Genomic DNA, 22,430 nt, shown 5'->3' with positions numbered 1-22,430 from the left:
GCCGGTCACGCCACTGTGACGCCGGCATCGATGGTCCAGGCGGCGCCGTTCACGTGGGCCGCCCGCGGCGAGAGCAGGAAGGCCACCACGCCGGCGATGTCCTCGGGCCGGGCATAGGCGGTGGGCGTGCCGGCGCGCTTGATGCCGCCGGTGGCGCGGGCCTGCGCGTCGAGCGCGTGGATCATGCGGGTGTCCACGGGGCCGGGCAGCACCGCGTTCACCCGTATGGCGGTGCCCGCCATGTCCAGAGCCGCCACACGGGTGAGGCCGAGCACCGCATGCTTGGAGGCCACATAGCCGGCGAGGCCGGGCCGCCCGCGGATGGCGGAGGTGGAGGCGGTGTTGACCACCGCCCCGGTTCCGCGCTGGCGCATGCGGGCGAGCACGTGCTTGAGGCCGAGGAACACGCCCTTCACGTTCACCGAAAGGACGGCGTCGAACACCTCGTCCGGATAGTCGAAGATGGGCGCCACCACGCCTTCGATGCCGGCATTGTTGGCGAAGGCGTCGATGGGTCCGAACCGGTCCTCGGTGGCGGCGACGAAGGCTTCCACCTCCGCCGCCTGGGAGACGTCCGCCGTGAGGGAAAGCGCCCGGCGGCCGGTTTCCTCCACCAGCCCGGCAGTTTCGGCCGCCGATGCGGCGTCTCGGTCTACCACCGCCACGTCATGGCCGTCGGCGGCGAGGCGGCAGGCGATGGCGCGGCCGATGCCGCCGCCACCGCCCGTCACCAGCGCGACGCTCACGATTTCACCAGCGGGCAGCCGCCTTCGGAGAGCGGGCGCCAGACCTGCTCCGGCGGGATCGACTTGATGACGTTGTAATAGTCCCAGGGATACTTGGACTCTTCGGGCTTTTTCACCTGGAACAGGAACATGGGGTGGATCTTGCGACCGTCGACGCGGATCGAGCCCTTGCCGAACAGCGGATCGTCGGTGGGCAGAGCCTTCATCTTGTCCACCACCGCCGTGCCGTCGATGGCGCTGCCGAGGGCGGACACGGCCTTGAGATAGTGCAGGGTCGAGGCATAGGCGCCGGCATGCAGCGCGCTCGGATAGCGCCCGTCATTGCGCGGGGTGAAGCGCTTGGTCCAGGCGCGGGTGCCGTCGTTCAGGTCCCAGTAGAAGGATTCGGTGAACTGGAGCCCCTGCGCCGTCTTCAGCCCGAGCGAATGCACGTCGGTGATGTACAGCACCGTGGCGACGAGGCGCTGGCCGCCGGCGGGAATGCCGAACTCCACCGCCTGCTTGATGGAGTTGATGGTGTCGCCGCCCGCATTGATGAGCCCGACCACCTGCGCGCCGGAGGACTGGGCCTGCAGCAGGAAGGAGGAGAAGTCCTGCGTGTTCAGCGGCGCGCGCACGCCGCCGATGACCTTGCCGCCGGTGCGGGCCACCACGTTCTTGACGTCCTGCTCCATGGCGTGGCCGAAGGCGTAGTCGGCGGTCAGCGTGAACCACGACTTGCCGCCGGATTCCACCACCGCGGTCGCAGCTCCCGTGGCGAGCGCATAGGTGTCGTAGGTCCAATGCACCGTGGTTGGTGCGCAGGCCTTGCCGGTGAGGTCCGAGGAGGACGGGCCGGAGGCGATCATGACCTTGTTCTTCTCGCGGGCGATGGAGCTCACCGCCAGCGCGACCGCGGAATTGGGCACGTCCACGATCATGTCGACGCCATCGGTGTCGAACCATTTGCGGGCGATGGAGGCGGCCACGTCCGCCTTGTTCTGGTGGTCGGCGGCGATGATCTCCACCTTCAGCGGCTTGCCGGCGGCGTTGAAGTCCTCCACCGCCATCTGGGTGGCGGCCACCGAGCCCTTGCCGGTCACGTCGGCATAAAGGCTCGACATGTCGGTGAGGACGCCGATGCGGATCGGCTTTCCCTCCTGGGCGAAGGCCGCGTGTGGCGCGGCGAGGGCGAAGGCTCCGGCGGCGGCCAGAAGCGCGCGCCGTGACAGTGCCCCGGCGGAACGCTGGCCAGGGCGGGGTGTGTGGCTGATCATGAAAATCCTCCCTCTTTTGTTGTGGCGATCCGCTTGGCGCGGCGTTTCAGGTCAGGGAATGAGCCGCTTGAGCAGCCGGCGATCCTCCACCGCGAAGCCGCCGCCATAGACGTCGGACACCATGAACTGGGCGGAGAGGATTTCCGGTTCCAGCTCGGTGAGCGGGTCGAACGCGCTCTCGTGCAGGCTCATGGACACCCGGCCGGACACCGGCGCCGAATAGGCGATGGGGGTGCGGCGGTAGACGATGTCCGCGTAGGCGGTTTCGAGGCGCTCGGGATGGGGCAGGCGGCGCACGTGGATCTCGCCGCCGGGCTGCTCCACATCGTCCACCAGCCGCACCACCGGGGCCGACGGATCGGGCGTGAAGGAGACCTCGGCCAAAGGCACGCCGCGACGGATGACGGCGCTCTGGATGTTGCCGTCGGCGGCTTCGTCGAAGCGGAAGGTGCAGTCCTTCTTGGTGTAGCCGAACAGCTCGCGCCCCGCGGCGATGCCCATGGGGTCGGAGCAGTACATGTAGATGTGGGTTTGGGTGAACAGGTCCTCGTAGCGCACCGCCACCGTCACCATCAGGTCGAACATCCGGCCCTGGTGGACCGCCAGCGTGTGGCCGGGAGAAGCCATGAAGCGGAAGGCGACGCGGTCGTTCACCAGCTCGAACGGGGTGTCGGCGAGCAGCGCCGCCACCTTCTTCTGGTCCACCCGGGTCATCACCTCGAGGGTGCGCAGGGCGCATTCCCATTCCACCGGATAGGCCGGCGAATAGGGCGGATTCACCCCGCTGTTGGGGTGCATCTTGTAATTGCCGAACATCTGTCTTCTCCCTTGATCTCCTTGGGCCCGCGGCGCGCGCGGACGGGATGCGTTCAGGCGTGGCGGGCGAGGCGCGGCTCGGGCTGCGCCGGCGCCCGCGCCTCCAGCAGGGCGCGGCGGGCCTCCGCCACGTCGGTGATGCCGCACAGGGCCATGGTCACGTCCAGCTCCTTGCGGATGATGTCGAGGCAGGCGGTGACCCCCGCTTCGCCCATGGCGCCCAGCCCGTAGAGGAAGGCGCGCCCGATGAGCACGCCCTTCGCGCCCAAGGCGAGCGCCCGCAGCACGTCCTGCCCGGAGCGGATGCCGCCGTCGAACAGCACCTCTACCTGCTCGCCGGCCGCCTCCGCCACGGCGGGAAGCATGGAGATGCTGGAGGCGGCGCCGTCGAGCTGCCGGCCGCCATGGTTGGAGACGACGATGGCGTCCGCCCCCGTCGTGGCGGCGATGCGGGCGTCTTCGGGATCGAGGATGCCCTTGAGGATCAGCTTGCGGTCCCATAGGCGGCGGACCCAGCGCACGTCCTCCCAGCTCAGCGTCTGGTCGAACTGGCCGGCGACCCAGTGGGCGAGGGAGGAGACGTCCTCCACCCCCTCCACATGGCCGACGATGTTGCGGAACGTGCGCCGCTTCGTGCCCAGCATGTTCAGGCACCAGCGTGGCTTCGTCGCCAGGTTGGCGAGGTTGCGCAGGGTGGGCTTGGGCGGCGTGGACAGGCCGTTCTTGATGTCCTTGTGGCGCTGGCCCTGCACCTGGAGGTCGAGGGTGAGCACCAGCGCCGAGCAGTTGGCGTCCCGCGCGCGGGCGATCAGCCGCTGCATGAAGGCGCGGTCCTTCATCATGTAGAGCTGGAACCAGAACGGGCGCGAGGTGTGCGCCGCCACGTCCTCGATGGAGCACACGCTGACGGTGGAGAGCGCGAAGGGCACGCCGAACCTTTCGGCGGCGCGCGCCGCGAGGATTTCCCCGTCCGCCCACTGCATGCCGGCAAGGCCGGTCGGGGCGAGCGCCACCGGCATGGTGACCGCCTCGCCCACCATGCGCGTGGAGAGATTGCGCTGCGAAATGTCGATGCCGACCCGCTGGCGCAGCCGGATGCGCGCGAGGTCCTCGCTGTTGGCGCGGTAGGTGCTCTCGGTCCAGGCGCCGCAATCCACGTAGTCGTAGAACATGCGCGGCACCCGCCGCTGCGCGAGCTGCCGGAGGTCTTCGATCGAGGTGATGGTGCCGCGCGTGGAAGCCACAATCGCCGTCCGCTGGTTGTTTCTGCCCCGCACCGTCCAGGGCCGGCGCGGGGGAGCTTGAATTAAACGTACTTTGCATTCAAAGTACGTTTAAGCTTAGACGCGATCCGGTGGCGGATGTCAAGGGATCGATCGGGCGGGAGCGCCTTGCCCCGCACGGCGGGTGTCGGATAGGTCCGATGCGCGCCCGGTGGGGCGTCACAGGAAGGGAAGGGCGATGACGGACGCCGGCACGACCGGTTCGTCCTTGCAGGACAGGGTCTATCTGCGCCTCAAGGAGATGATCGAGAGCGGCCAGCTCAAGCCGGGGAGCGGCTGATGGAGGCGGAGCTGGTGCGCGCCTTCGCCACCAGCCGCTCGCCGGCGCGCCAGGCGCTCGACCGGCTCTGCCGGGACGGGCTGGTGGATGCGCTGACGGGGCGGGGCTATCGCGTGCGCGGGCTGTCCGAAGGCGAGGGGGCGGGCATTGCGGCCCTCGACCCGGTCGATCTCTCGGCCCCCGCCAGTGGGAGCGCATGTACGAGGAGGTGGAGCAGGAGCTGTTCATCCGCACCCTGTTCGGATCGGTGCGCGTGAACGAGCTGCGCCTCGCCGAGCATTTCGGCGTCAGCCGCACGGTGACCCGCGACCTCCTCGCGCGGATGCACGGCGTCGGCCTCGTGGCCAAGGACAGCGCCGGCCACTGGGTGGCGGAGAAGATGACGCCGGATCGCATCCGCCACCTCTACGAGCTGCGCTGCCTGCTGGAGCCGGCGGCGCTGGCGCAGGCGGCGGGGGTGGTGCCGCGCCGGGTGCTGGAGGAGATGCGCGCGACCATCATTTCGACGCGCAATGACACCCCCATCGACAGCGCCCGCTTCGACCATGCGGAAAACGACCTGCACGTCACCCTGCTCGGCTATTGTCCGAACGAGGAGATCCTGCGCGCGCTCAAGCGCACGCACCTGCTGTTCGGACCGACGCGCTACCTGTTCGATCCCTTCCTCGGCATCCCCATCTCGCTGATCGAGGCGGCGCTCAACGAGCATCTGGGCATCGTCGAGCATCTGCTCGACGGGCGGGCGGACCACGCGGCTGCCGCTCTCGCGGCGCATCTTCAGGATGCGGTGGATCGCTGGCTGAAGCGGTTCGAGATCACCTCCCGGCTGCACCCGCTGAAGACGCCGCCCTATCTCAGCCAGATCTGATCGGCCGGGCGCGCCGGGGCCTCAGGCTCCGCCGCGCCGGCACAGAGCGTGGAAGCCGGCGCTGACGAAGTGCACGAAGTCCTCGAACAAGGCCGGGTCGCCCGTGGTCGCGCGGCCGCCCGAGATGCGCTCGATGCGCTTGTCGGCGACATACATGAGCAGGGCTCCCACGGAGTATTCGTAGGCCCACAGCAGCCGGTCCTCCGGGCAGGCGGGCAGGGCGATGCGCATGGCGTCGAGGAAGGCATGGACCAGCGGGTCGTAGAAGCGCTCGATGATGGCGGAGGCCTCCGGCCCCGGATCCCACGCGGTGCGGGCGACCAGGAGGGAGAAGGAATCCCCGCTGGCGCTGCCGTGGAGCCGCACCACCGGCTCGGCCCAGGCGTGCACGATCTCCTCGATGCGTCCCGGCCCCGGGCCTTTGGCCCCCACCGTGCGGATGCGGGCGATGCGCTCTTCCAGATAGCCCTGGCGATGCTCGAAGACGGTGGCGAGAAGCTCCGGCTTGCGGCCGAAATAATAGCCGACGAGAGCGACCGGCACGCCGGCCCGCGCGGCGATGTCGCGCACCGAGACGGCGGCATAACCGCGCTCGGCGAACAGGGCTTCCGCGCTGGCGAGGATATCCTGCCGCCGGTCCGGGCGCTGCGGCTCGCCCGGCGGCACGGCCGAGCGCCGTGGGCCGCGTGCCCGCAGCGGCGCGGCCTCACGCGTGCCCGGCAGATCCGGCGTTCGGAGGCCCGGCGTTCGGGCGCGCGGCGTGCGGTGTGGCGTGTCGTCCTGCGTGGCCATGCCCATTCTTAGCTTCAGAGTCCCCCCTGCGCCATGTGGGCACGAGACGGGCGGTGATCCGTATTGTACGATCGTACAATAACATGTACGACTGTTCAAAACAGGGTCTGGCGGGCCGCCGCTGGGAAGGATGGAAACGCCGTGCCAAGGTTTGTCGACATCTCCATTCCGCTGGAAAACGATGTGCCCGCCGACCCCCCCTTCCAGCGGGTGCGGATCGAGTATCTCACCCATGCGGACACCGTGGGCACCCTCACCGGGGCCTTTCCGGGGCTGAAGCCGGAGCAACTCCCCGAGGGCCTGGGCTGGGCGGCGGAGATCGCCCACATCAACACCCACAACGGCACCCACGTGGACGCCCCCTGGCACTATCACCCCACCATGGACGGCGGCGCGCGCGCCATCAGCATCGACGAGATTCCCCTCGACTGGTGCTTCCGCCCCGGCGTGAAGCTGGATTTCCGCCACCTGCCCGACGGCCACGTGGTGACGCCCGACGAGATCGACGCCGAGCTCGCCCGCATCGGCCACACGCTGAGCCCGCTGGAGATCGTCGTGGTCAACACCGCCGCCGGCGCCCGCTACGGCGAGGCCGACTATGTGGACAAGGGCTGTGGCTTCGGCCGCGCCGCGACGTTGCACCTCGTGAACCAGGGCATCCGCGTGGTGGGCACCGACGGCTGGAGCTGGGATGCCCCGTTCAGCTTCACCGCCCGGCGGTTTGCCGAGACCGGCGACCCCTCCATCGTCTGGGAGGGGCACAAGGCCGGCCGCGAGAAGGGCTATTGCCAGATCGAGAAGCTGCACAATCTCGAAGCGCTGCCCTCGACCGGCTTCACCGTGAGCTGCTTTCCCGTGAAGGTCCGCGCCGCCTCGGCCGGCTGGACGCGGGCGGTCGCCATTCTTCCCGATTGAACGCATTTTCCGGAGATACGTCTTGAGCAAGGTCATCATCACCTGCGCGGTGACGGGCGGCATCCACACGCCCACCATGTCCGACGCGCTGCCCATCACCCCGAACGAGATCGCCGAGCAGGCCATCGCCGCCGCCGAGGCCGGCGCCGCCATCCTGCACCTCCACGCCCGCGATCCGAAGGACGGCCGGCCGACGCCGGATCCTGCGGTGTTCATGGAATTCCTGCCGCGCATCAAGCAGGCGACCGACGCGGTGATCAACATCACCACCGGCGGCGGCCTCAACATGAGCGTGGAGGAGCGCCTCGCCGCCCCGCTCATGGCGGCGCCGGAGATGTGCTCGCTCAACATGGGCTCCATGAATTTCGCCCTGCACCCGCTGGCGAAGCGCTATTCCAACTGGAAGCACGACTGGGAGGAGCCCTACCTTACCGGTACCAAGGACTTCATCTTCCGCAACACGTTCGGCGACATCGAGCGCATCTACAAGATGCTCGGCGAGGAGCACGGCACCAAGTTCGAGCACGAATGCTACGATGTGGGCCACCTCTACAATCTCGCCCATTGCCTCGACCAGGGCTGGTTCAAGCCGCCGGTCTTCCTCCAGTTCATCTTCGGCATCCTCGGCGGCATCGGCGCCGACATGGACAACCTCATGTTCATGAAGCGCACCGCCGACAAGCTGTTCGGCAAGGACTACCACTGGTCCGTGCTCGCCGCGGGGCGCAATCAGATGCCGTTCGCCACCCAGGCGGCGATGATGGGCGGCAACGTGCGCGTGGGGCTGGAGGACAGCCTGTTCATCGGCCGCGGCAAGCTCGCCACCTCCAACGCCGAGCAGGTGGCGAAGATCCGGCGCATCGTGGAGGAGCTCGGCTACGAGATCGCCACCCCCGACGAGGCGCGCGCCACGCTGGGCCTCAAGGGCGCCGACAAGGTGAGCTTCTGAGCTTCGGCGCGCGGACAAGCAAAACGAACGGGAGGAAGACATGAAGACGGGTATCAGCCGCGCCACCTTGATGCTGGCGGCGGGCCTCGCGGTGACTCCGGCCGCCGCCGAGGTGTCCGGCGGAACGGTGAAGGTGGGCGTGCTCACCGACATGTCGGGCGTCTATTCCGATATCACCGGCAAGGGCTCGGTGATCGCGGCGCAGATGGCCATCGACGACTGCCTGAAGGCCGAATGCGCCGGCATGAAGATCGAGATGATCTCCGCCGACCACCAGAACAAGGCGGACATCGCCTCCGCCACCGCCCGCAAGTGGATCGACCAGGACGGGGTGGACGTTCTCGCCGACATGTCCAACGCCTCCATCCAGCTCGCCATCGCGCCGCTGGTGAAGGAGAAGAACCGCGTCGCCCTGTTCCCCGGCGGCACCGCCCGTCTCACCGGCGATGCCTGCCAGCCGGGCCACGTGGTGCAGTGGATGTGGGATACCTACGTGCAGGTGGCCGGCATCGCCAACCGCCTCACCAAGCCTGGCACCTCCTGGTATCTGGTGACGGCGGACTATGCCCTCGGCCAGCAGCTCGAGGCCGATGCCAAGACGGTGGTGAGCGCGAAGGGCGGCAAGTTCCTCGGCTCCGTGCGCCATCCCTTCCCGGCGGTGGACCTGTCCTCGCCGCTGCTCACCGCCCAGGGCTCGGGCGCCGACATCATCGCGCTCGCCAATGCCGGCAACGACACGGTGACCGGCATCAAGACGGCGCGCGAGTTCGGCATCACCAGCTCGAAGCAGAAGCTGGTCGCCTTCTTCCTCACCGCCCTCGACGTGAAGAGCGTGGGCCTTCAGACCGCCCAGGGCACGCTGCTGTCCGAGGGCTTCTACTGGAACCTCGACGACGGCACCCGCGCATTCTCCGAGCGGTTCAAGGCGCAGAACGGCAAGATCCCCTCCGCCATCCATGCGGGGGTCTATTCCTCCGTCCTGCACTACCTGAAATCGGCGGCGGCGGCGAAGAGCGACGATGCGCAGACCGTGGTGGCCAAGATGGCCGAATTGCCCATCAAGGATGACGTGGTGCGCAACGCCCGCCTGCGCGAGGACGGGCGCATGGTGCACGACTTCTACGTGTTCGAGGTGAAGGCGCCGGCCGCCTCCAGGAACGAGTGGGACCTCTACGACCTGGTCGCCACCCTGCCGGGCGACGAGGCCTTCCGCCCCCTCTCCGAGAGCACCTGCCCGCCGGTGGTGGCGCGGCGCGAGAAGAAGTGAACGCTCGCCCCGGAGCACGCGGCGGCGTGTTGGCTTTAAGTCGAACGCCCGGTCCCTGAGACCGACTGGCGCATCCCGGCACGCGCGCCGGGATGCGCGTTCCCGGCCACGGGCGGGGTGACCCCCCGAAGCCGTGTGCCGTCTCGCATCGAGCGTTCTTGCATTCCCTCGCCTCGTGGCGGATCACGGGTGGAGGCGCGCCGGCGGAGGCGTGCCGGGGAGGGGACGTCATGCGCATGCTCGCCGCCGTTCTGGCGCTGGTCTGTGGCCTCGGCGCATCGGTTCCGGCCGAAGCCGCATCCGCGGCGGATGAGATCCGCGCCCGGCTCCATGCCTGGGCGGACGCCTTCAACCGCCGGGACGTGGACGCCACCTGCGAGCTCTTCGCCCCGGATCTCCAGTACGACACCCGCGCCGCCTCGGGCGGGACGCGCGATCTCATCTGCGCGCGCCTGCGGCGGGTGCTGGAGGACCCCTCCTACAAGGGCACCAATCGGGCCGAGGTGCTGAGCATCCTCGTCGCCGGCGACATGGCCGCCGTGCGGATCGCCTGGACGCTCACGGAAGAGAAGGACGGCAGGACCGTGCAGTCCCGCGAGCCGGGCCTCGACGTGTTCCGCCGCGACACGGACGGGGTCTGGCGCATCGTGCGCTTCATGGCGCTGGTGGAGTAGGCCTTCGGCCGGACCCGGACGACCGGTATGGCAGGGTGCGAGTCGCATCCCGGCCCGTCACAACCCTGTGACGGCAAAGTCACACCCCTTGGCTTTCAGGGCTTCCAAAGTTTCCCCGCCGCGGGGCGCCGCGAAGCCGCCACAAAACGCCACGACACCAGAATGCAACACGTGGCGGTGGGCGTACCCGGAAAGTGTTTCCGGCTGCCGCGTCCAAGGTGGGTCCTTATGGACAGTCTTCGTTTGGCTCATAGGCCCGTGTCGGGGGCCACGGCGGCAAGACGCCCAAGAGAGGCCGCGGAGCGGCCGTTCCGCGGCCCCGATATTGCCGTCGCCCGCTGGCATCGTCCCCGCATCATGATTGCGGATGCGGTCCTTCAGATGCGGAGCCCGGCGGGCGGATCCGGCCGGCACGCGGCGCGGCGGATGCCGGCGGCGCGGGTCCGCGGCCTGCCGTCCGGCGCGATGCTCGCCGGCGTCGTGGGGCTGATGCTGGCCGTTCCGCTGGTCCATGTGCGCTCGGCGCACGCCTTCGACGGCACCGCCCAATCGGCGCCCCAGCCATTTGCCTCCCAGCCCCTCACGCCGCCGGCCAACGTTCCGTCGGCGCCTGCCGTGCGTCCGGTGGACGAGGCGTTCCGCACCGGGGCGCAGGCCCTGCGGGCGGGCCAGACCGCCAAGGGCATTGATGCCCTTGGCTATGCTGCCGCCCAGGGCCACGCCATGGCGCAGTGGAAGCTCGGCCGGATCTATGCGGACGGCGACGGAGTGAAGCGGGACGACGGCAAGGCGTTCGAATACTTCTCCAAGATCGCCAATACCCACGCCGAAGACTATCCCGGCACCGCGCAGTCGCGTTTCGTGGCCAACGCCTTCGTCGCCCTTGGCTCCTACTATCTCGTGGGCATCCCCACGGCGGGCGTGAAGCGCGACCCGTCCCGCGCGCGGGACATGTACGCTTATGCCGCCTCCTATTTCGGCGACGCCGACGCCCAGTTTCACCTGGGCAAGCTCTATCTGGAGGGCATCGGCGGCCCGCGCGATGCCCGCAATGCCGGCCGCTGGCTGACCCTTGCGGCGCAGAAGGGGCAGTTCGAGGCGCAGGCGGTGCTCGGCCAACTGCTGTTCCGTGGCGACGAAGGCGTGCCGCGCCAGGGTGCGCGGGGCCTCATGTGGCTGACCCTGGCTCGCGACGCGGCCTCCCGCCCGGGGGACAAGTGGGTGGTGGACCTGCATGAGGAGGCCTTCGCCGAGGCGACGACCGACGAGCGGGCCATGGCGCTCACCTACCTCGAGAACTGGCTCAAGACCGCCAAGCGCTAGAACGCTTCCCCGCCTCGCCAAAATCGGGAGAGCGCCTCTGTTTTGCATCGGCGCATTGTCCCGGCGCGAACCGGTCCCTTCGCCCGAATCTGCTCAAGAGCGCGGGGCGCTCATTTCTCTGCCGGCCGGGCGGTCTCCCCCGCCATCACGCGGCGCCCTTCCTCCGCCTTGTAGAAATACTGGCTCGCCACCAGCCAGCCCTTCAGCGGCCGCAGGGGCGGAATGCAGGTCAGGAGCAGCAGCGGCAGCGTGGTGACGAGGTGCACCCAGTAGGGCGCCTGGTAGGTGACCTCCAGCCAGATGCCGAACACCACCGCGGGCACGCAGGCAAAGCACATCACGAAGAAGGCGGGTCCGTCCGCCGGATCGGCGAAGCCGAAATCCAGCCCGCACACGTCGCAGGCCGGCGCCAGCGTGAGGAAGCCTTGGAACATGTGCCCCTCGCCGCAGCGGGGACAGCGGCCCCGCAGCCCGGTCTGGAGCGGCGACAGGGGCGGCCAGATTCTTTCGGTCATATCAATTCCTTGCCCGTGTCCCACCCCGAAACAGGGAGGTAGGCACCGCTCCGGCAGGTCGCAAGGAGAGGCATTGTCGCAGGCCGGCGTCGGCGGAAGGGGCTGCGCGCAATTCGCGAAGCGTGCGCCGCGCCCGGACGAATCGACATTCCGGACGCCTTGAAGGAGGGCGTCCGGTGGCAGGCCGCGTGCCCTGCGCAGAGCGGATCACATTATCCTGCGCGCCCCATGCGTGCACAACCTCGCCTGATTGCGGGCGTGACACAGCGCAGCCGTAAGGTTAATGCGGAGCTAGCAATGCATCGGCGAGCGGGAACGGCGGTCAGGAATGGACATCGTCTTCGTGGGCGGCGGGCTGGCCAACTGCCTCCTGGCCGCGCGCATTTTCGAGCGGCGCCTGCGCACGCGGATACTCCTGCTCGAAGCGGGTGAAAGCGTCGGCGGCAACCACACCTGGTCGGTGCACGCCAGCGACCTCAGCCATAACCAGCACGTCTTCCTCTCCCCCTTCCGCGCCAATGGCTGGAAGGGGAACGACGTTCACTTCCCGGCCTACTCGCGGCTCCTCAAGGGGCACTACCATTCGCTCAGCTCCGATCGCCTCGCGCAGGTGATGAACGAACGCATGTGCGCCTCCATCCGCACCGGCGCGCGGGTGGTGGAGGTGGCTGCGAACCACGTCGTCCTTGAAGGCGGCGAGCGGATCGAGGCCGGCGCGGTGGTGGATGGGCGCGGGGCGCTGGCCTCGCGCCACCTCGACCTCGGCTACCAGAAGTTCCTCGGCCAGGAAGTGCGACTCACCGCGCCGCACGGGCTCCTGCGCCCGGTCATCATGGATGCGCGGGTGGAGCAGGTCGACGGCTACCGCTTCGTCTACGTGCTCCCGCTCGATCCCGAGACGCTGCTGGTCGAAGACACCTATTATGCGGACGGACCGGACCTTCCGGTGGAAACCCTCCGCCGCCGCATCGCCGCCTATGTGGCCGCCCAGGGCTGGACGATGGACTACGTGGTTCGCGAGGAGCAGGGGGTTCTGCCGATCGCGCTCGGGGGCGACATCGAGGCGTTCCTGGGGGAGGGGCCGCCGGGGGTGGCGCGCTCCGGCCTGCGCGCGGGCCTGTTCCATCCCACCACCGGCTATTCCGTGCCCGATGCGGTGGATCTCGCCGACAAGGTCAGCGTGCTGCCGGAGCTGACCGGCGCCGCCATCTCGGCCTTCACCCGCGCCCACGCCGTATCCACCTGGAAACGGCGCGGCTTCTTCCGCCTGCTCAACCGCATGCTGTTCCGGGCCGCCGCGCCCGCGCAGCGCTACGCCATCCTCCAGCGCTTCTACAATCTGCCGGAGGGTGTCATCACCCGCTTCTATGGTGATCGTCTCACCTTTTCCGACAAGGCGCGCATCCTCACCGGGCGTCCGCCCGTATCTGTGCTGAGGGCGCTGTCCTGCCTCGCCGAGACGAAATCCGCCACCGGTCCCAGATGATGCACCTATCTTCCAAGTCCGTTCTCCGCGCCGCGGTCATCGGCTCCGGCTTCGGCGGCCTCGCTCTGGCCATTCGCCTGCAGGCGGCGGGGATCGCCACCACCGTCTTCGAGCAGCGCGACAAGCCCGGTGGCCGCGCCTATGTCTACGAGGACCAGGGCTTCACCTTCGATGGCGGCCCGACCGTCATCACCGATCCCTCCTGCCTCGAGGAGGTGTTCGCCGCCGCCGGGCGCAGGCTTGCGGACTATGTGGACCTGATCCCGGTCTCGCCCTTCTACCGGCTGCTGTGGCCGGACGGCCGGCAGTTCGACTATGTGAACGACCAGCCTTCCCTCGACAGCCAGATCGCCAGCTTCAATCCCGCCGACGTGGATGGCTATCGCCGCTTCCTGGCCTATTCGCAGGCGGTGTTCGAGGAGGGCTACATCAAGCTCGGCGCCGTGCCGTTCCTGGATTTCGGCAGCATGATGAAGGCCGCGCCTCAGCTGGTGAAGCTGGAGGCCTGGCGCTCGGTCTATGCCATGGTCTCGCGCTTCATCCGCGACGAGCACCTGCGCGAGGCGTTTTCATTCCACTCGCTGCTGGTGGGCGGCAACCCCTTCTCCACTTCGTCCATCTACGCGCTCATCCATGCTCTGGAGCGCAAGTGGGGGGTGTTCTTCCCCCGCGGCGGCACCGGGGCGCTGGTGCGGGGCATGGTGCGGCTGTTCGAGGAACTGGGCGGCCAAGTCCGCCTCTCCACTCCGGTGGACGAAATCGTGGTGGACGAAGGCCGGGCCCGGGCGGTGCGGATCAAGGGCGAGCCGGCCATCCCCTTCGACATCGTCGCCTCCAATGCGGACGTGGTGCACACCTACCGCAAGCTGTTGCGCGGCACGCCGGATCGCCGGGCCTATGGCGAGCGGCTCGCCAGGAAGCGCCATTCCATGTCGCTGTTCGTCATCTATTTCGGCGCCAGCCGCACCTGGGACCATCTCCAGCACCACACCGTGCTGTTCGGCCCGCGCTATCGCGGCCTCATCAGCGAGATCTTCAGCGGGCCGCGCCTGCCCGAGGATTTCTCGCTCTATCTCCACGCCCCGACCGTCACCGACAAGTCGCTGGCGCCGGAAGGCTCGACCGCCTTCTACGTGCTCTCGCCGGTGCCGCATCTCGGCAAGGCGGAGATCGACTGGGACGTGGAAGGGCCGCGCTACCGCGACCGCATCCTCGCGCATCTGGAAGAGCGGCTGCTGCCGGGATTGCGGCAATCGCTCGTCACCACGCGCTTGCTCACCCCCTTCGGCTTCCGCGACGAGCTCAGCGCCCATCTCGGATCCGCCTTTTCGGTGGAGCCGATCCTGACCCAATCAGCGTGGTTCCGGCCGCACAACCGAGATTCCAGTATTCCCAACCTCTATTTCACCGGCGCCGGCACCCATCCGGGGGCGGGGGTGCCGGGGGTGGTGGGCTCGGCCAAGGCGACGGCGGGGCTCATCCTCGCCGACATGGGCGTGACGCACGCATGAGCGGCGCGACGGAAGGGGATGTCCTCGGCGCGAGCGAGGAGGCGATCGCCAGGGGCTCGAAGAGCTTCGCCGCGGCGGCGCGCCTGTTTTCCCCGCGCATGCGGGCCGACGCCGTGATGCTCTACGCCTGGTGCCGCCATTGCGACGATGTGGTGGACGGGCAGGAACTGGGCCACGGGCGCATCGTCGATGCCGCCTCCGCCGCCGAGCGGCTCGATGCACTCTACGAGGAGACGGCGCGTGCCTATCGCGGCGCTCCTTCCGCTCACCCCGCCTTCGCCGCCTTCGCCGAGGTGGTGAAGCGCAACGACATTCCCGAGCGCTACCCGTTGCAACTGCTCGAAGGCTTCCGCATGGACGTGGAAGACCGGCGCTACGAGACCCTCGATGACACGCTCACCTACTGCTACCACGTGGCCGGCGTGGTGGGGGTGATGATGGCCCTCATCATGGGCGCGCGGGATGACGTGGTACTGGACCGGGCCAGTGATCTCGGCCTCGGCTTCCAGCTCACCAACATCTCCCGCGACGTGATCGAGGATGCCGGTATCGGCCGCATCTACCTGCCCGCCCAGTTCCTCGCCGAGGCCGGGGTGCCGGAAGCCGGGATCGCCGCCCCGAGCACCGCGCGGCGGTGGCGCGGGTGGTGGCGCGGCTGCTGGACGTGGCCGAGCCCTATTACGACCAGGCCCTGATCGGCATGCGCGCCTTGCCATTCCGCGCCGCGGCGGCGGTGGGGGCGGCGCGGGGCGTCTACCGCGCCATCGGCGTGGAGGTGCGCCGGCGTGGTCCGGCGGCGTGGGACAGCCGCGTCTCCACCTCCAAGGCGCAGAAGGTCGGATTCCTCATCAAGGGGCTCTCGGCGGCCCTCACGACCCGCTTCGAAGGGCCACCGCTGCCGCGGCCTGGGCATCTGTGGACCCGGCCTTCATGACCCATTTCGCGGTCGTCGCCCCGCCGCTGCCGGGGCACTACAATCCCTTGCTCGTGCTTGCCCGGGAACTCGCCGCGCGTGGTCATCGCGTCACCTTCGTGCACATGGCCGACGCGGCCCGCCTCGTGGCGGGCAAGGGGGCGGAGTTCGCGGCCGTGGGCGCGGCCGATCATCCCGCCGGGGCGCTCAATGCCTATGTGGCCCGCCTCGCCGCCCCCACGGGCCTTTTTGGCCTGCTCGGCACCCTGAAGGCCACTGCCGCGCAGACGGATATGCTGTGCCGCGAGCTGCCCGGCGTGCTGACGGCCATCGGCGCGGAGGCGGTGATCGCCGACCAGACGGAGGCGGCGGGCACGCTGGTGGCGCGCCATCTGCGCCTGCCCGTGGTGTCCACCGCTACTGCGCTGCTGCTGAACCGCGAGATCGGCGTGCCGCCGCCGTTCGTGCCGTGGCCCTACGATCCTACCGAGAAGGGCCGGGTCTGGAGCAAGGGCGGCTACCAGGTCACCGACCTGCTGATGACGCCCATGCGACGCGTGCTGGAGCGCCACGGGGCGGCGTTCGGGCTCGATCCGTTCGCGGACGGCGGCTTCTCGCCCCGTCTCACGGTAGCGCAGATGCCGAGGGGGCTCGATTTCCCCCGCTCCGAGCTGCCGGCCTCCTTTCATTACGGCTCGCCCTGGCGCGACGCCGCATCGGTGCCCGATGCCGATGCGCCCTTGCCGGCGGCGGAGGGCGCGCCCCTCGTCTTCTGTTCCCTGGGCACGCTCCAGGGCGCGCGGGCGGACCTGTTCATCAAGGTGGCGCAGGCGGCGCGGGAGGCGGGCGCGCGGCTGCTCATCGCCCATGGCGGCCTCCTGTCCGAGGGCGAGGTGCGCCGGCTCTCCGGGCTCGCCGAAGTGCGCAGCTTCGTGCCGCAGCAGGAGGTGCTGGAGCGCTGCCGCGCGGCGGTGCTCCATTGCGGCATGAACACGGTGCTGGATGCCCTGGCCGAAGGCGTTCCGCTGGTGGCCATGCCCATCGCCTTCGAGCAGCCGGCGACGGCGGCCCGCCTCGCCTATGCCGGTGCGGCCGAGGTGGTGCCGGCCGGCAAGGCCAGGAGCGGCCGGCTCGCGCGGGCCTTGGGCGCGGTGCTGGAAAACCCCTCCTACCGTGAGGCGGCAGGGCGGATCGCGGCCGAGATGGCGCAGGGCGGCGGGGTGAAGCGGGCGGCCGATCTCATCGAGCAGGCGGTGCGGTAGCGCCGTCCTTCGCCTCCCCGGGAGCCTGCCACCCCTCACCCCAACCCTCTCCCGCACGGGGAGAGGGGGCGCGGTGGTGCCCGGTTTTCCGGGTGCTCTCTCGGTGCTTTGAGGCAAGCCTGCTCCTCCGCCTTTCCCCTCTCCCCTCGCGGGAGAGGGTGGATCGCGGCGACGCCGCGAGACGGGTGAGGGGGCTGGCTCCCCTGGGTGCACGGTTGCCGGATTGGAGAAAGCCTGCCACCCCTCACCCCGGCCCTCTCCCGCAAGGGGAGAGGGGGCGGGCCGGTGCCAGACCGCCCGGCAGTGGTGTCTTATGAGGCTCTGCCGCCGCCATTCCCCTCTCCCCTCGCAGGAGAGGGTGGATCGCGGCGACGCCGCGAGACGGGTGAGGGGCTGGCTCCGCTGGGTGCACGGTTCCCGGATTGGAGAAAGCCTGCCACCCCTCACCCCAACCCTCTCCCGCGAGGGGAGAGGGGGCGTGGCGGTGCCCGGCTTTTCCGGGTGCCCTCTCGGTGCTTTGAGGCAAGCCCGCTCCGCCACCTTTCCCCTCTCCCCTCGCGGGAGAGGGTGGATCGCGGCGACGCCGCGAGACGGGTGAGGGGGCTGGCTCCCCTGGGTGCACGGTTCCCGGATTGGAGAAAGCCTGCCACTCCTCACCCGAACCCTCTCCCGCACGGGGAGAGGGGGGACGAGCGGCGCCCGGTGCTCTCGGGCCGAGCCTTCCCCGTTCCGGACAGGCCTATTCCGCCGCTTCCGTATGCTTCAGGTTGCCGCCGTGCAGCTTCTTGAGCTTCGCCTTCAGGGCCGTGGGCGGCGGGGCATAGATGAAGCCGAAGGAGACGCAGCCCTCCTTGCCGTCCACCGCGTGGTGCAGGCGGTGGGCCTGCACCAGTCGCTTCAGGTAGCCGTTGCGGGGCACGTAGCGGAACGGCCAGCGCTGGTGGGTGATGCCGTCGTGAACGAAGAAATAGAGGAAGCCGTAAACCGTCATCCCCACGCCCACCCACAAGAGCGGGCCGCCGTTGCGGAACAGGTAGATGAGCACGATGGCGATGCCGGCGAACAGCACGGCATAGAGGTCGTTGCGCTCGAACACGCCCTCGCGCGGCTCGTGGTGAGACTTGTGCCAACCCCATCCCCAGCCGTGCATGATGTATTTGTGTGCGCCCCAGGCGACGCCTTCCATGGCGGCGACGGTGGCGATCACGATGAGGGTGTTGACGAGAAAGGACATGATCACGGCTGCTGTTCGGCGCCCCGGAAGGCGCAGGATGGCTGCTTATACAGCATCCCCCGGCGCGCCGCGCCATGGGGCAGATCAAGTCTGCGTTCGGCTGGAACGGTTTCAGGAGCAACGCGCCCCGGGAGAGGCCCGAAGGCCTCACGCCTCGGCGCCGAGCCCCTGGCGGGCCTTGTCCAGCTCCTCGGCGTAGCGCTTCAGCACGTGCGCCTCGCCGAGCAGGCCGACGAGATGACGGCCGTTGCGGTCGTCCACCACGGCGAGGTCCTCCGCATGGGCGGCTTGGAAGGCGAGGGCGGCCTCCTTCACGTTCATGGCCGGCAGCAGTATGTGGTCGCCATGGCGGGCGAGGTCCGCGGCCGGGGCGGAGGGGTTCCGGTCGGCGGCGTAGGCGTCCGGCAACGCCACCAGCCCGGCATAGCCGCCGGCCCCGTCCACCAGCACCACGATGCGCTGGGACCCCAGGGGGAAGGCGGCGCGCAGGGCCTCGATGGTGCCATCCTGCGGGAAGGTGTGCATGTCCGTGCGCATCATGCGGGCGACGGTGAGCGCGCGCATCCAGCCGATGTCCTGCGCGCTGCGGATGCTCTCGCCGCGCAGGTGGAAGCGCCAGGTGGAGAAGGAATAGCCGAACGTTTCGCGCACCGTGAGCGAGGTGACCACCGCCGCCGCGAGCACGTAGCCCGAGAGGGCGAGGTCGCGCGTCATCTCCAGCACCAGGAAGCTCATGGTCAGGGGGCCACCGATGATGCCCACCGCCAGCGCCCCCATGCCCACCACCGCGGCAATGGCCGGATCGAGGCCGAGGCCGGGAAAGGCGATGCCGATCGCCGCCCCATAGAGCTTGCCCAGCAGCGCCCCGAGGAACAGGGACGCGAAGAACAGGCCGCCGCGGAAGCCGGAGCCGATGGACAGGGCCGAGGCCAGGATCTTGAACCCGAAGATGACCGCCACCGAAAGCGTCACCGCGCTGCCCACCTGCGTGTGCAGGGCGCCGTGGCCGTCGGAAAGCACCTGCGGGCTGTAGAGCGCCAGCGCCCCCACAACGAGGCCGGCGATGGCGGGCCGCAGCGGGGCCGGGATGCGGCTCCTGTCGAATGCCGCCTCCACCCCGGTCACCAGGCGCATGACGAGGATGGCGACCCCGGCCGCGAGCAATCCGAGGCCGACCACGGGAAGAAGGTCGATGGGCCGCAGCATCACGTCGAGGGGCATGTGGAGCGGCTCCACATGGGCGCCGAGCAGCCGCGCCGTCATCACCGCCATCACCGTGGCCGCGAGCACGGGGGCGGCGGCGGGGATGGAATAGACGCCGATGACGATCTCGAAGCCGTAGAATGCGCCCATCAGCGGCGCATCGAACGCCGCGCCGATGCCGGCCGCCGCGCCCGCGCCCACGAGGATGCGCAGGTCGTTGCGCCGCAGGTGGAAGATCATCCCCAGCCGGGAGGCGATGCCAGAACCGATCTGTGAATAGCCCGCCTCCAGCCCCAGCGAGGCGCCGAAGCCGTTGGACACCATGGTCTGCAGCGCGACGATGATGCTGTCCACCAGGGACATCTGCCCGCCATGCAGCGCGTTCGCCTCGATCGGGTCGACGAAGGCGCGCCGCCGCCACCGCCTCAGCGCCAGCGCGATCAGCCCCATGGCCCCGCCGCCGATGGCCGGCACCAGCACCAGCCAGGGCGAGAGGAGGGCGGGGGAGGAGCTGAGGCGCTCGCCTGGGGCGAGGCCGAAGAGCACCTCGTGCATCCATTGGGTGGTGAGGCTCATGACGCTCGCCGCGACGCCGGCGAGCACGCCCATCACCGCGGCGATGAGGACCAGCGCCGTCTCCCGCGACCGCGCCGAAGCCCGGGCCGCCGCCAGCAGCCCTTTCAGCCGGCTACCGGCAGCATCCCCGGGCGATGCCGGATCGGCGGGCGGCGCGGCCATGGGCTCAGGAGAAGGTGTTGGTACGCGGGAAGCCCTTCGGCGGCAGGCGGCCGGCCGAGGCGCGCTCGCCTTGCCATTCGATGAGATCCGTCACCGTCCAGGTGCGGCCCGACGTGTCCTCCCAGGTGAGGCCCGCGGCCATGGAGAAGACCTTGAGGTCTGAGAGCCCGCCCTCCTTGTAGCGCTGGAGGCGCACGCCACGCCCGCGCGCCATCTCCGGCACCTGGTTCAGCGGGAACAAGAGCAGCTTGCGGTTGTCGCCGATGGTCGCCACCCAGTCCCCGTCCACGAAGCGCACGGCGAGGGCCGCGTCCGGCGGGTCGGTGACCAGCACCTGCTTGCCCTTGCGGGTGTTGGCGAGGCAGTCGTCCTCCGCCACCATGAAGCCGCGCCCCTGCCGGGAGGCCACCAGCAGCTTGCGTCCGGCCTGGTAGGTGAAGACCGAGACGATCTCGGCCTCCTGCTCCAGGTCGATCATCAGGCGCACCGGCTCGCCATGGCCGCGCCCGCCGGGCAGCTTGGCCGCGTCCAGGGTGTAGAAGCGGCCGTTGGAGGCGAACACCATCACCTTGGAGGTGGTCTCGGCGAAGAAGGCGTGGCCGTGGCTGTCGTCGCCCTTGAACTGGAGGTTGGAGAGGTCCTGCACGTGGCCCTTCAGCGCGCGGATCCAGCCCTTGGCCGAGACGACGATGGTGATGGGCTCGCGCTCCACCAGCGCCTCGGTGAAGGCGTCCTCGTGCACCGTGGGGGCGGCGGCAAACGTGGTGCGGCGCCGGCCGATGGCGGTGTCGGGGCCGTAGGTCTTGCGGGTCTCGCGGATTTCTTTCGCGATGGACTTCCACTGGGCGCCCTCGGAGGCCACCAGCTTGTTGAGCCCGTCCTGCTCCTTGACGAGGGCGTCGTGCTCCTTGCGGATCTCCATCTCCTCCAGCCGGCGCAGGGAGCGCAGGCGCATGTTGAGGATGGCTTCCGCCTGCACGTCGGTGAGCTCGAAGGTGCGCATCAGCTTCTGCTTCGGCTCGTCCTCCTCGCGGATGATGCGGATGACCTCGTCGAGGTTGAGATAGGCGGCGAGATAGCCGCCCAAAACCTCGATGCGGTGGGCGATCTGGTCGAGGCGGTAGCGCGAGCGACGCAGCAGCACGTCGCGGCGGTGGTCGAGCCACTCGCGCAGCGCCTCGGCCAGCGACAGCACCTTGGGGACCTGCCCGCGCACCAGCACGTTCATGTTGAGCGGCACGCGCGCCTCCAGCTCCGTGAGCTTGAACAGGCTCTCCATGAGAACCTCGGCGTCCACCGTGCGGGCGCGCGGCTCCAGCACCAGGCGGATGTCCTCGGCGCTCTCGTCGCGCACGTCGGCGAGAAGCGGCAGCTTCTTGTCGGTGAGCAGCTCGGCGATCTTCTCCACGAGGCGCGACTTGGCGACGCCGTAGGGGATCTCGGTGACTACCACCACATAGGTGCCGCGTCCGGTCTCCTCCTTCTCCCAGCGCGCCCGCACGCGGAACGAGCCGCGGCCGGTGGCGTAGGCCTCGGCCACCCCCACGTGATCCTCCACCAGCACGCCGCCGGTGGGGAAGTCCGGGCCCGGCACGAACTTCAGGAGGTCGAAGGCGAGGGCGTTCGGGTTGTCGATCAGGTGGAGCGCGGCATCGAGCAGCTCGGCGGCATTGTGCGGCGGAATGGAGGTGGCCATGCCCACCGCGATGCCCTGCGAGCCGTTGGCGAGAAGGTTCGGGAAGGCCGCCGGCAGCACCACCGGCTCTTCCTCGGAGCCGTCATAGGTGGGGCGGAAGTCCACCGCGTCCTCGTCGATGCCGTCCAGCAGCAGGCGGGCGGTCTCGGTGAGGCGGGCCTCGGTGTATCGCATGGCAGCGGCGTTATCGCCGTCCACGTTGCCGAAATTGCCCTGGCCATCCACCAGCGGATAGCGCTGGGCGAAATCCTGGGCGAGGCGCACCAGCGCGTCGTAGACCGACTGGTCGCCGTGCGGGTGGAACTTGCCGATCACGTCGCCGACCACGCGCGCCGACTTCTTGAAACCCTGGCCCGGATCGAGCCGCAGCTGGCGCATGGCGTGCAGGATGCGGCGGTGGACGGGCTTCAGCCCGTCGCGCGCATCGGGCAGGGCGCGGTGCATGATGGTCGAGAGGGCGTAGGCGAGGTAGCGCTCTTCCAGAGCGTCCTTGAGCGTGACTTTCTCGATGTTCCCGTCGCCGGGCGGAAGTGTGCGGGTGGCCATGCCTGCCAGTACCGCGCGCGCGGGCGACGAACAAGCCGCATCTTGGTGTCCGCCACTACGGGCGGCGCTGCGCGCTGCGCGTGTGTATGCGAGGTTTTTGGCCAAAAGCGCGAAATCCGCGGCGAGGGAGGCCCTCCGGCGGCGCCGTGGCGGCAGC

General features: G+C 69.4%; 19 protein-coding genes and 1 pseudogene. 11 read left to right on the top strand and 9 right to left on the bottom strand.

The genetic code is table 11. The features are described from left to right. Nucleotides 1–5 precede the first annotated feature (5 nt). The 4 genes from EZH22_RS22175 to EZH22_RS22160 are packed head-to-tail and all read right to left on the bottom strand — an operon-like array spanning nucleotide 6 to nucleotide 3,990. Nucleotides 6–746, bottom strand: a complete 741-nt coding sequence (locus EZH22_RS22175) for an SDR family NAD(P)-dependent oxidoreductase (protein WP_203192587.1) — start codon at nucleotides 744–746, stop codon at nucleotides 6–8. Continuing rightward, entirely contained in the window at nucleotides 743–2,002 is a 1,260-nt protein-coding gene (locus EZH22_RS22170; RefSeq protein WP_203192586.1) for an ABC transporter substrate-binding protein, read from the bottom strand. The genes EZH22_RS22175 and EZH22_RS22170 overlap by 4 nt, the downstream gene beginning before the upstream one ends. Nucleotides 2,003–2,053: 51 nt before the next feature. Beyond that, nucleotides 2,054–2,818, bottom strand: a complete 765-nt coding sequence (locus EZH22_RS22165) for an acetoacetate decarboxylase family protein (RefSeq protein ID WP_203192585.1) — start codon at nucleotides 2,816–2,818, stop codon at nucleotides 2,054–2,056. Between the two features lie 53 nt (nucleotides 2,819–2,871). Continuing rightward, nucleotides 2,872–3,990 (bottom strand): alpha-hydroxy acid oxidase, encoded by a 1,119-nt coding sequence (locus tag EZH22_RS22160; protein WP_231711569.1) that lies wholly within the window; start codon nucleotides 3,988–3,990, stop codon nucleotides 2,872–2,874. Between the two features lie 390 nt (nucleotides 3,991–4,380). Between EZH22_RS22160 and EZH22_RS22155 the strand changes: the two genes are divergently transcribed. Next, nucleotides 4,381–4,638, top strand: a complete 258-nt coding sequence (locus EZH22_RS22155; protein ID WP_203192584.1) for a GntR family transcriptional regulator — start codon at nucleotides 4,381–4,383, stop codon at nucleotides 4,636–4,638. Next, the gene (locus EZH22_RS22150) at nucleotides 4,578–5,249 is read left to right on the top strand and encodes a GntR family transcriptional regulator (protein ID WP_203192583.1); all 672 of its coding nucleotides are present in this window, start codon (nucleotides 4,578–4,580) and stop codon (nucleotides 5,247–5,249) included. The genes EZH22_RS22155 and EZH22_RS22150 overlap by 61 nt, the downstream gene beginning before the upstream one ends. 21 nt (nucleotides 5,250–5,270) lie before the next feature. Here EZH22_RS22150 and EZH22_RS22145 read toward each other — a convergent pair whose 3' ends face one another. Beyond that, entirely contained in the window at nucleotides 5,271–6,047 is a 777-nt protein-coding gene (locus EZH22_RS22145) for a TetR/AcrR family transcriptional regulator (protein WP_203192582.1), read from the bottom strand. A gap of 135 nt (nucleotides 6,048–6,182) precedes the next feature. Between EZH22_RS22145 and EZH22_RS22140 the strand changes: the two genes are divergently transcribed. The 5 genes from EZH22_RS22140 to EZH22_RS22120 all read left to right on the top strand — a co-directional run bounded on the left by EZH22_RS22140 (nucleotide 6,183) and on the right by EZH22_RS22120 (nucleotide 11,169). After that, complete coding sequence (locus EZH22_RS22140) at nucleotides 6,183–6,956, top strand: cyclase family protein (RefSeq protein ID WP_203192581.1); 774 nt, start codon at nucleotides 6,183–6,185, stop codon at nucleotides 6,954–6,956. A 76-nt stretch (nucleotides 6,957–7,032) separates the two neighbouring features. Continuing rightward, nucleotides 7,033–7,905 carry a BKACE family enzyme gene (locus EZH22_RS22135; protein WP_231711568.1) on the top strand — a complete coding sequence of 291 codons (873 nt, stop codon included), beginning with the start codon at nucleotides 7,033–7,035 and terminating at the stop codon, nucleotides 7,903–7,905. A gap of 40 nt (nucleotides 7,906–7,945) precedes the next feature. Further along, nucleotides 7,946–9,172: an ABC transporter substrate-binding protein gene (locus EZH22_RS22130; protein ID WP_203192580.1), complete on the top strand. Its 1,227-nt coding sequence runs from the start codon at nucleotides 7,946–7,948 to the stop codon at nucleotides 9,170–9,172. Between the two features lie 230 nt (nucleotides 9,173–9,402). Then, nucleotides 9,403–9,846 (top strand): YybH family protein, encoded by a 444-nt coding sequence (locus EZH22_RS22125; protein ID WP_203192579.1) that lies wholly within the window; start codon nucleotides 9,403–9,405, stop codon nucleotides 9,844–9,846. 381 nt (nucleotides 9,847–10,227) lie between these two features. After that, the gene (locus tag EZH22_RS22120) at nucleotides 10,228–11,169 is read left to right on the top strand and encodes a tetratricopeptide repeat protein (protein WP_408647638.1); all 942 of its coding nucleotides are present in this window, start codon (nucleotides 10,228–10,230) and stop codon (nucleotides 11,167–11,169) included. Nucleotides 11,170–11,279: 110 nt separating this feature from the next. Here EZH22_RS22120 and EZH22_RS22115 read toward each other — a convergent pair whose 3' ends face one another. Continuing rightward, a complete protein-coding gene (locus tag EZH22_RS22115; protein WP_203192578.1) occupies nucleotides 11,280–11,684 on the bottom strand; it encodes a DUF983 domain-containing protein in 405 nt (134 codons plus the stop codon). A gap of 328 nt (nucleotides 11,685–12,012) precedes the next feature. On the opposite strand from EZH22_RS22115, the gene crtY reads away from it, so the two are divergent. The 4 genes and pseudogenes from crtY to EZH22_RS22090 all read left to right on the top strand — a co-directional run bounded on the left by crtY (nucleotide 12,013) and on the right by EZH22_RS22090 (nucleotide 16,856). Next, entirely contained in the window at nucleotides 12,013–13,170 is a 1,158-nt protein-coding gene (gene crtY / locus EZH22_RS22110; protein WP_203192577.1) for a lycopene beta-cyclase CrtY, read from the top strand. Then, nucleotides 13,170–14,681, top strand: coding sequence for a phytoene desaturase (locus EZH22_RS22105; protein WP_408647744.1), 1,512 nt, complete (start codon nucleotides 13,170–13,172; stop codon nucleotides 14,679–14,681). Before crtY ends, EZH22_RS22105 begins: the two co-directional genes overlap by 1 nt. Beyond that, nucleotides 14,678–15,615, top strand: a pseudogene (locus EZH22_RS22100) (phytoene/squalene synthase family protein). The gene EZH22_RS22105 and the pseudogene EZH22_RS22100 overlap by 4 nt, the downstream one beginning before the upstream one ends. Beyond that, the gene (locus tag EZH22_RS22090) at nucleotides 15,612–16,856 is read left to right on the top strand and encodes a glycosyltransferase (RefSeq protein ID WP_203192573.1); all 1,245 of its coding nucleotides are present in this window, start codon (nucleotides 15,612–15,614) and stop codon (nucleotides 16,854–16,856) included. The pseudogene EZH22_RS22100 and the gene EZH22_RS22090 overlap by 4 nt, the downstream one beginning before the upstream one ends. 739 nt (nucleotides 16,857–17,595) lie before the next feature. On the opposite strand, the gene EZH22_RS22085 is transcribed toward EZH22_RS22090, so the two are convergent. The 3 genes from EZH22_RS22085 to parC form a co-directional block, all read right to left on the bottom strand. Continuing rightward, entirely contained in the window at nucleotides 17,596–18,090 is a 495-nt protein-coding gene (locus EZH22_RS22085) for a sterol desaturase family protein (protein ID WP_203192572.1), read from the bottom strand. A gap of 147 nt (nucleotides 18,091–18,237) precedes the next feature. After that, nucleotides 18,238–20,031, bottom strand: a complete 1,794-nt coding sequence (locus EZH22_RS22080; protein ID WP_203192571.1) for a chloride channel protein — start codon at nucleotides 20,029–20,031, stop codon at nucleotides 18,238–18,240. Between the two features lie 4 nt (nucleotides 20,032–20,035). After that, entirely contained in the window at nucleotides 20,036–22,273 is a 2,238-nt protein-coding gene (parC, locus tag EZH22_RS22075; RefSeq protein ID WP_203192570.1) for a DNA topoisomerase IV subunit A, read from the bottom strand. Nucleotides 22,274–22,430 lie beyond the last annotated feature (157 nt).

Origin of the sequence: Xanthobacter dioxanivorans (assembly GCF_016807805.1) — a bacterium.
Classification (GTDB): Bacteria; Pseudomonadota; Alphaproteobacteria; order Rhizobiales; family Xanthobacteraceae; genus Xanthobacter; species Xanthobacter dioxanivorans.
This window is presented reverse-complemented; position numbering and strand designations above follow the sequence as displayed.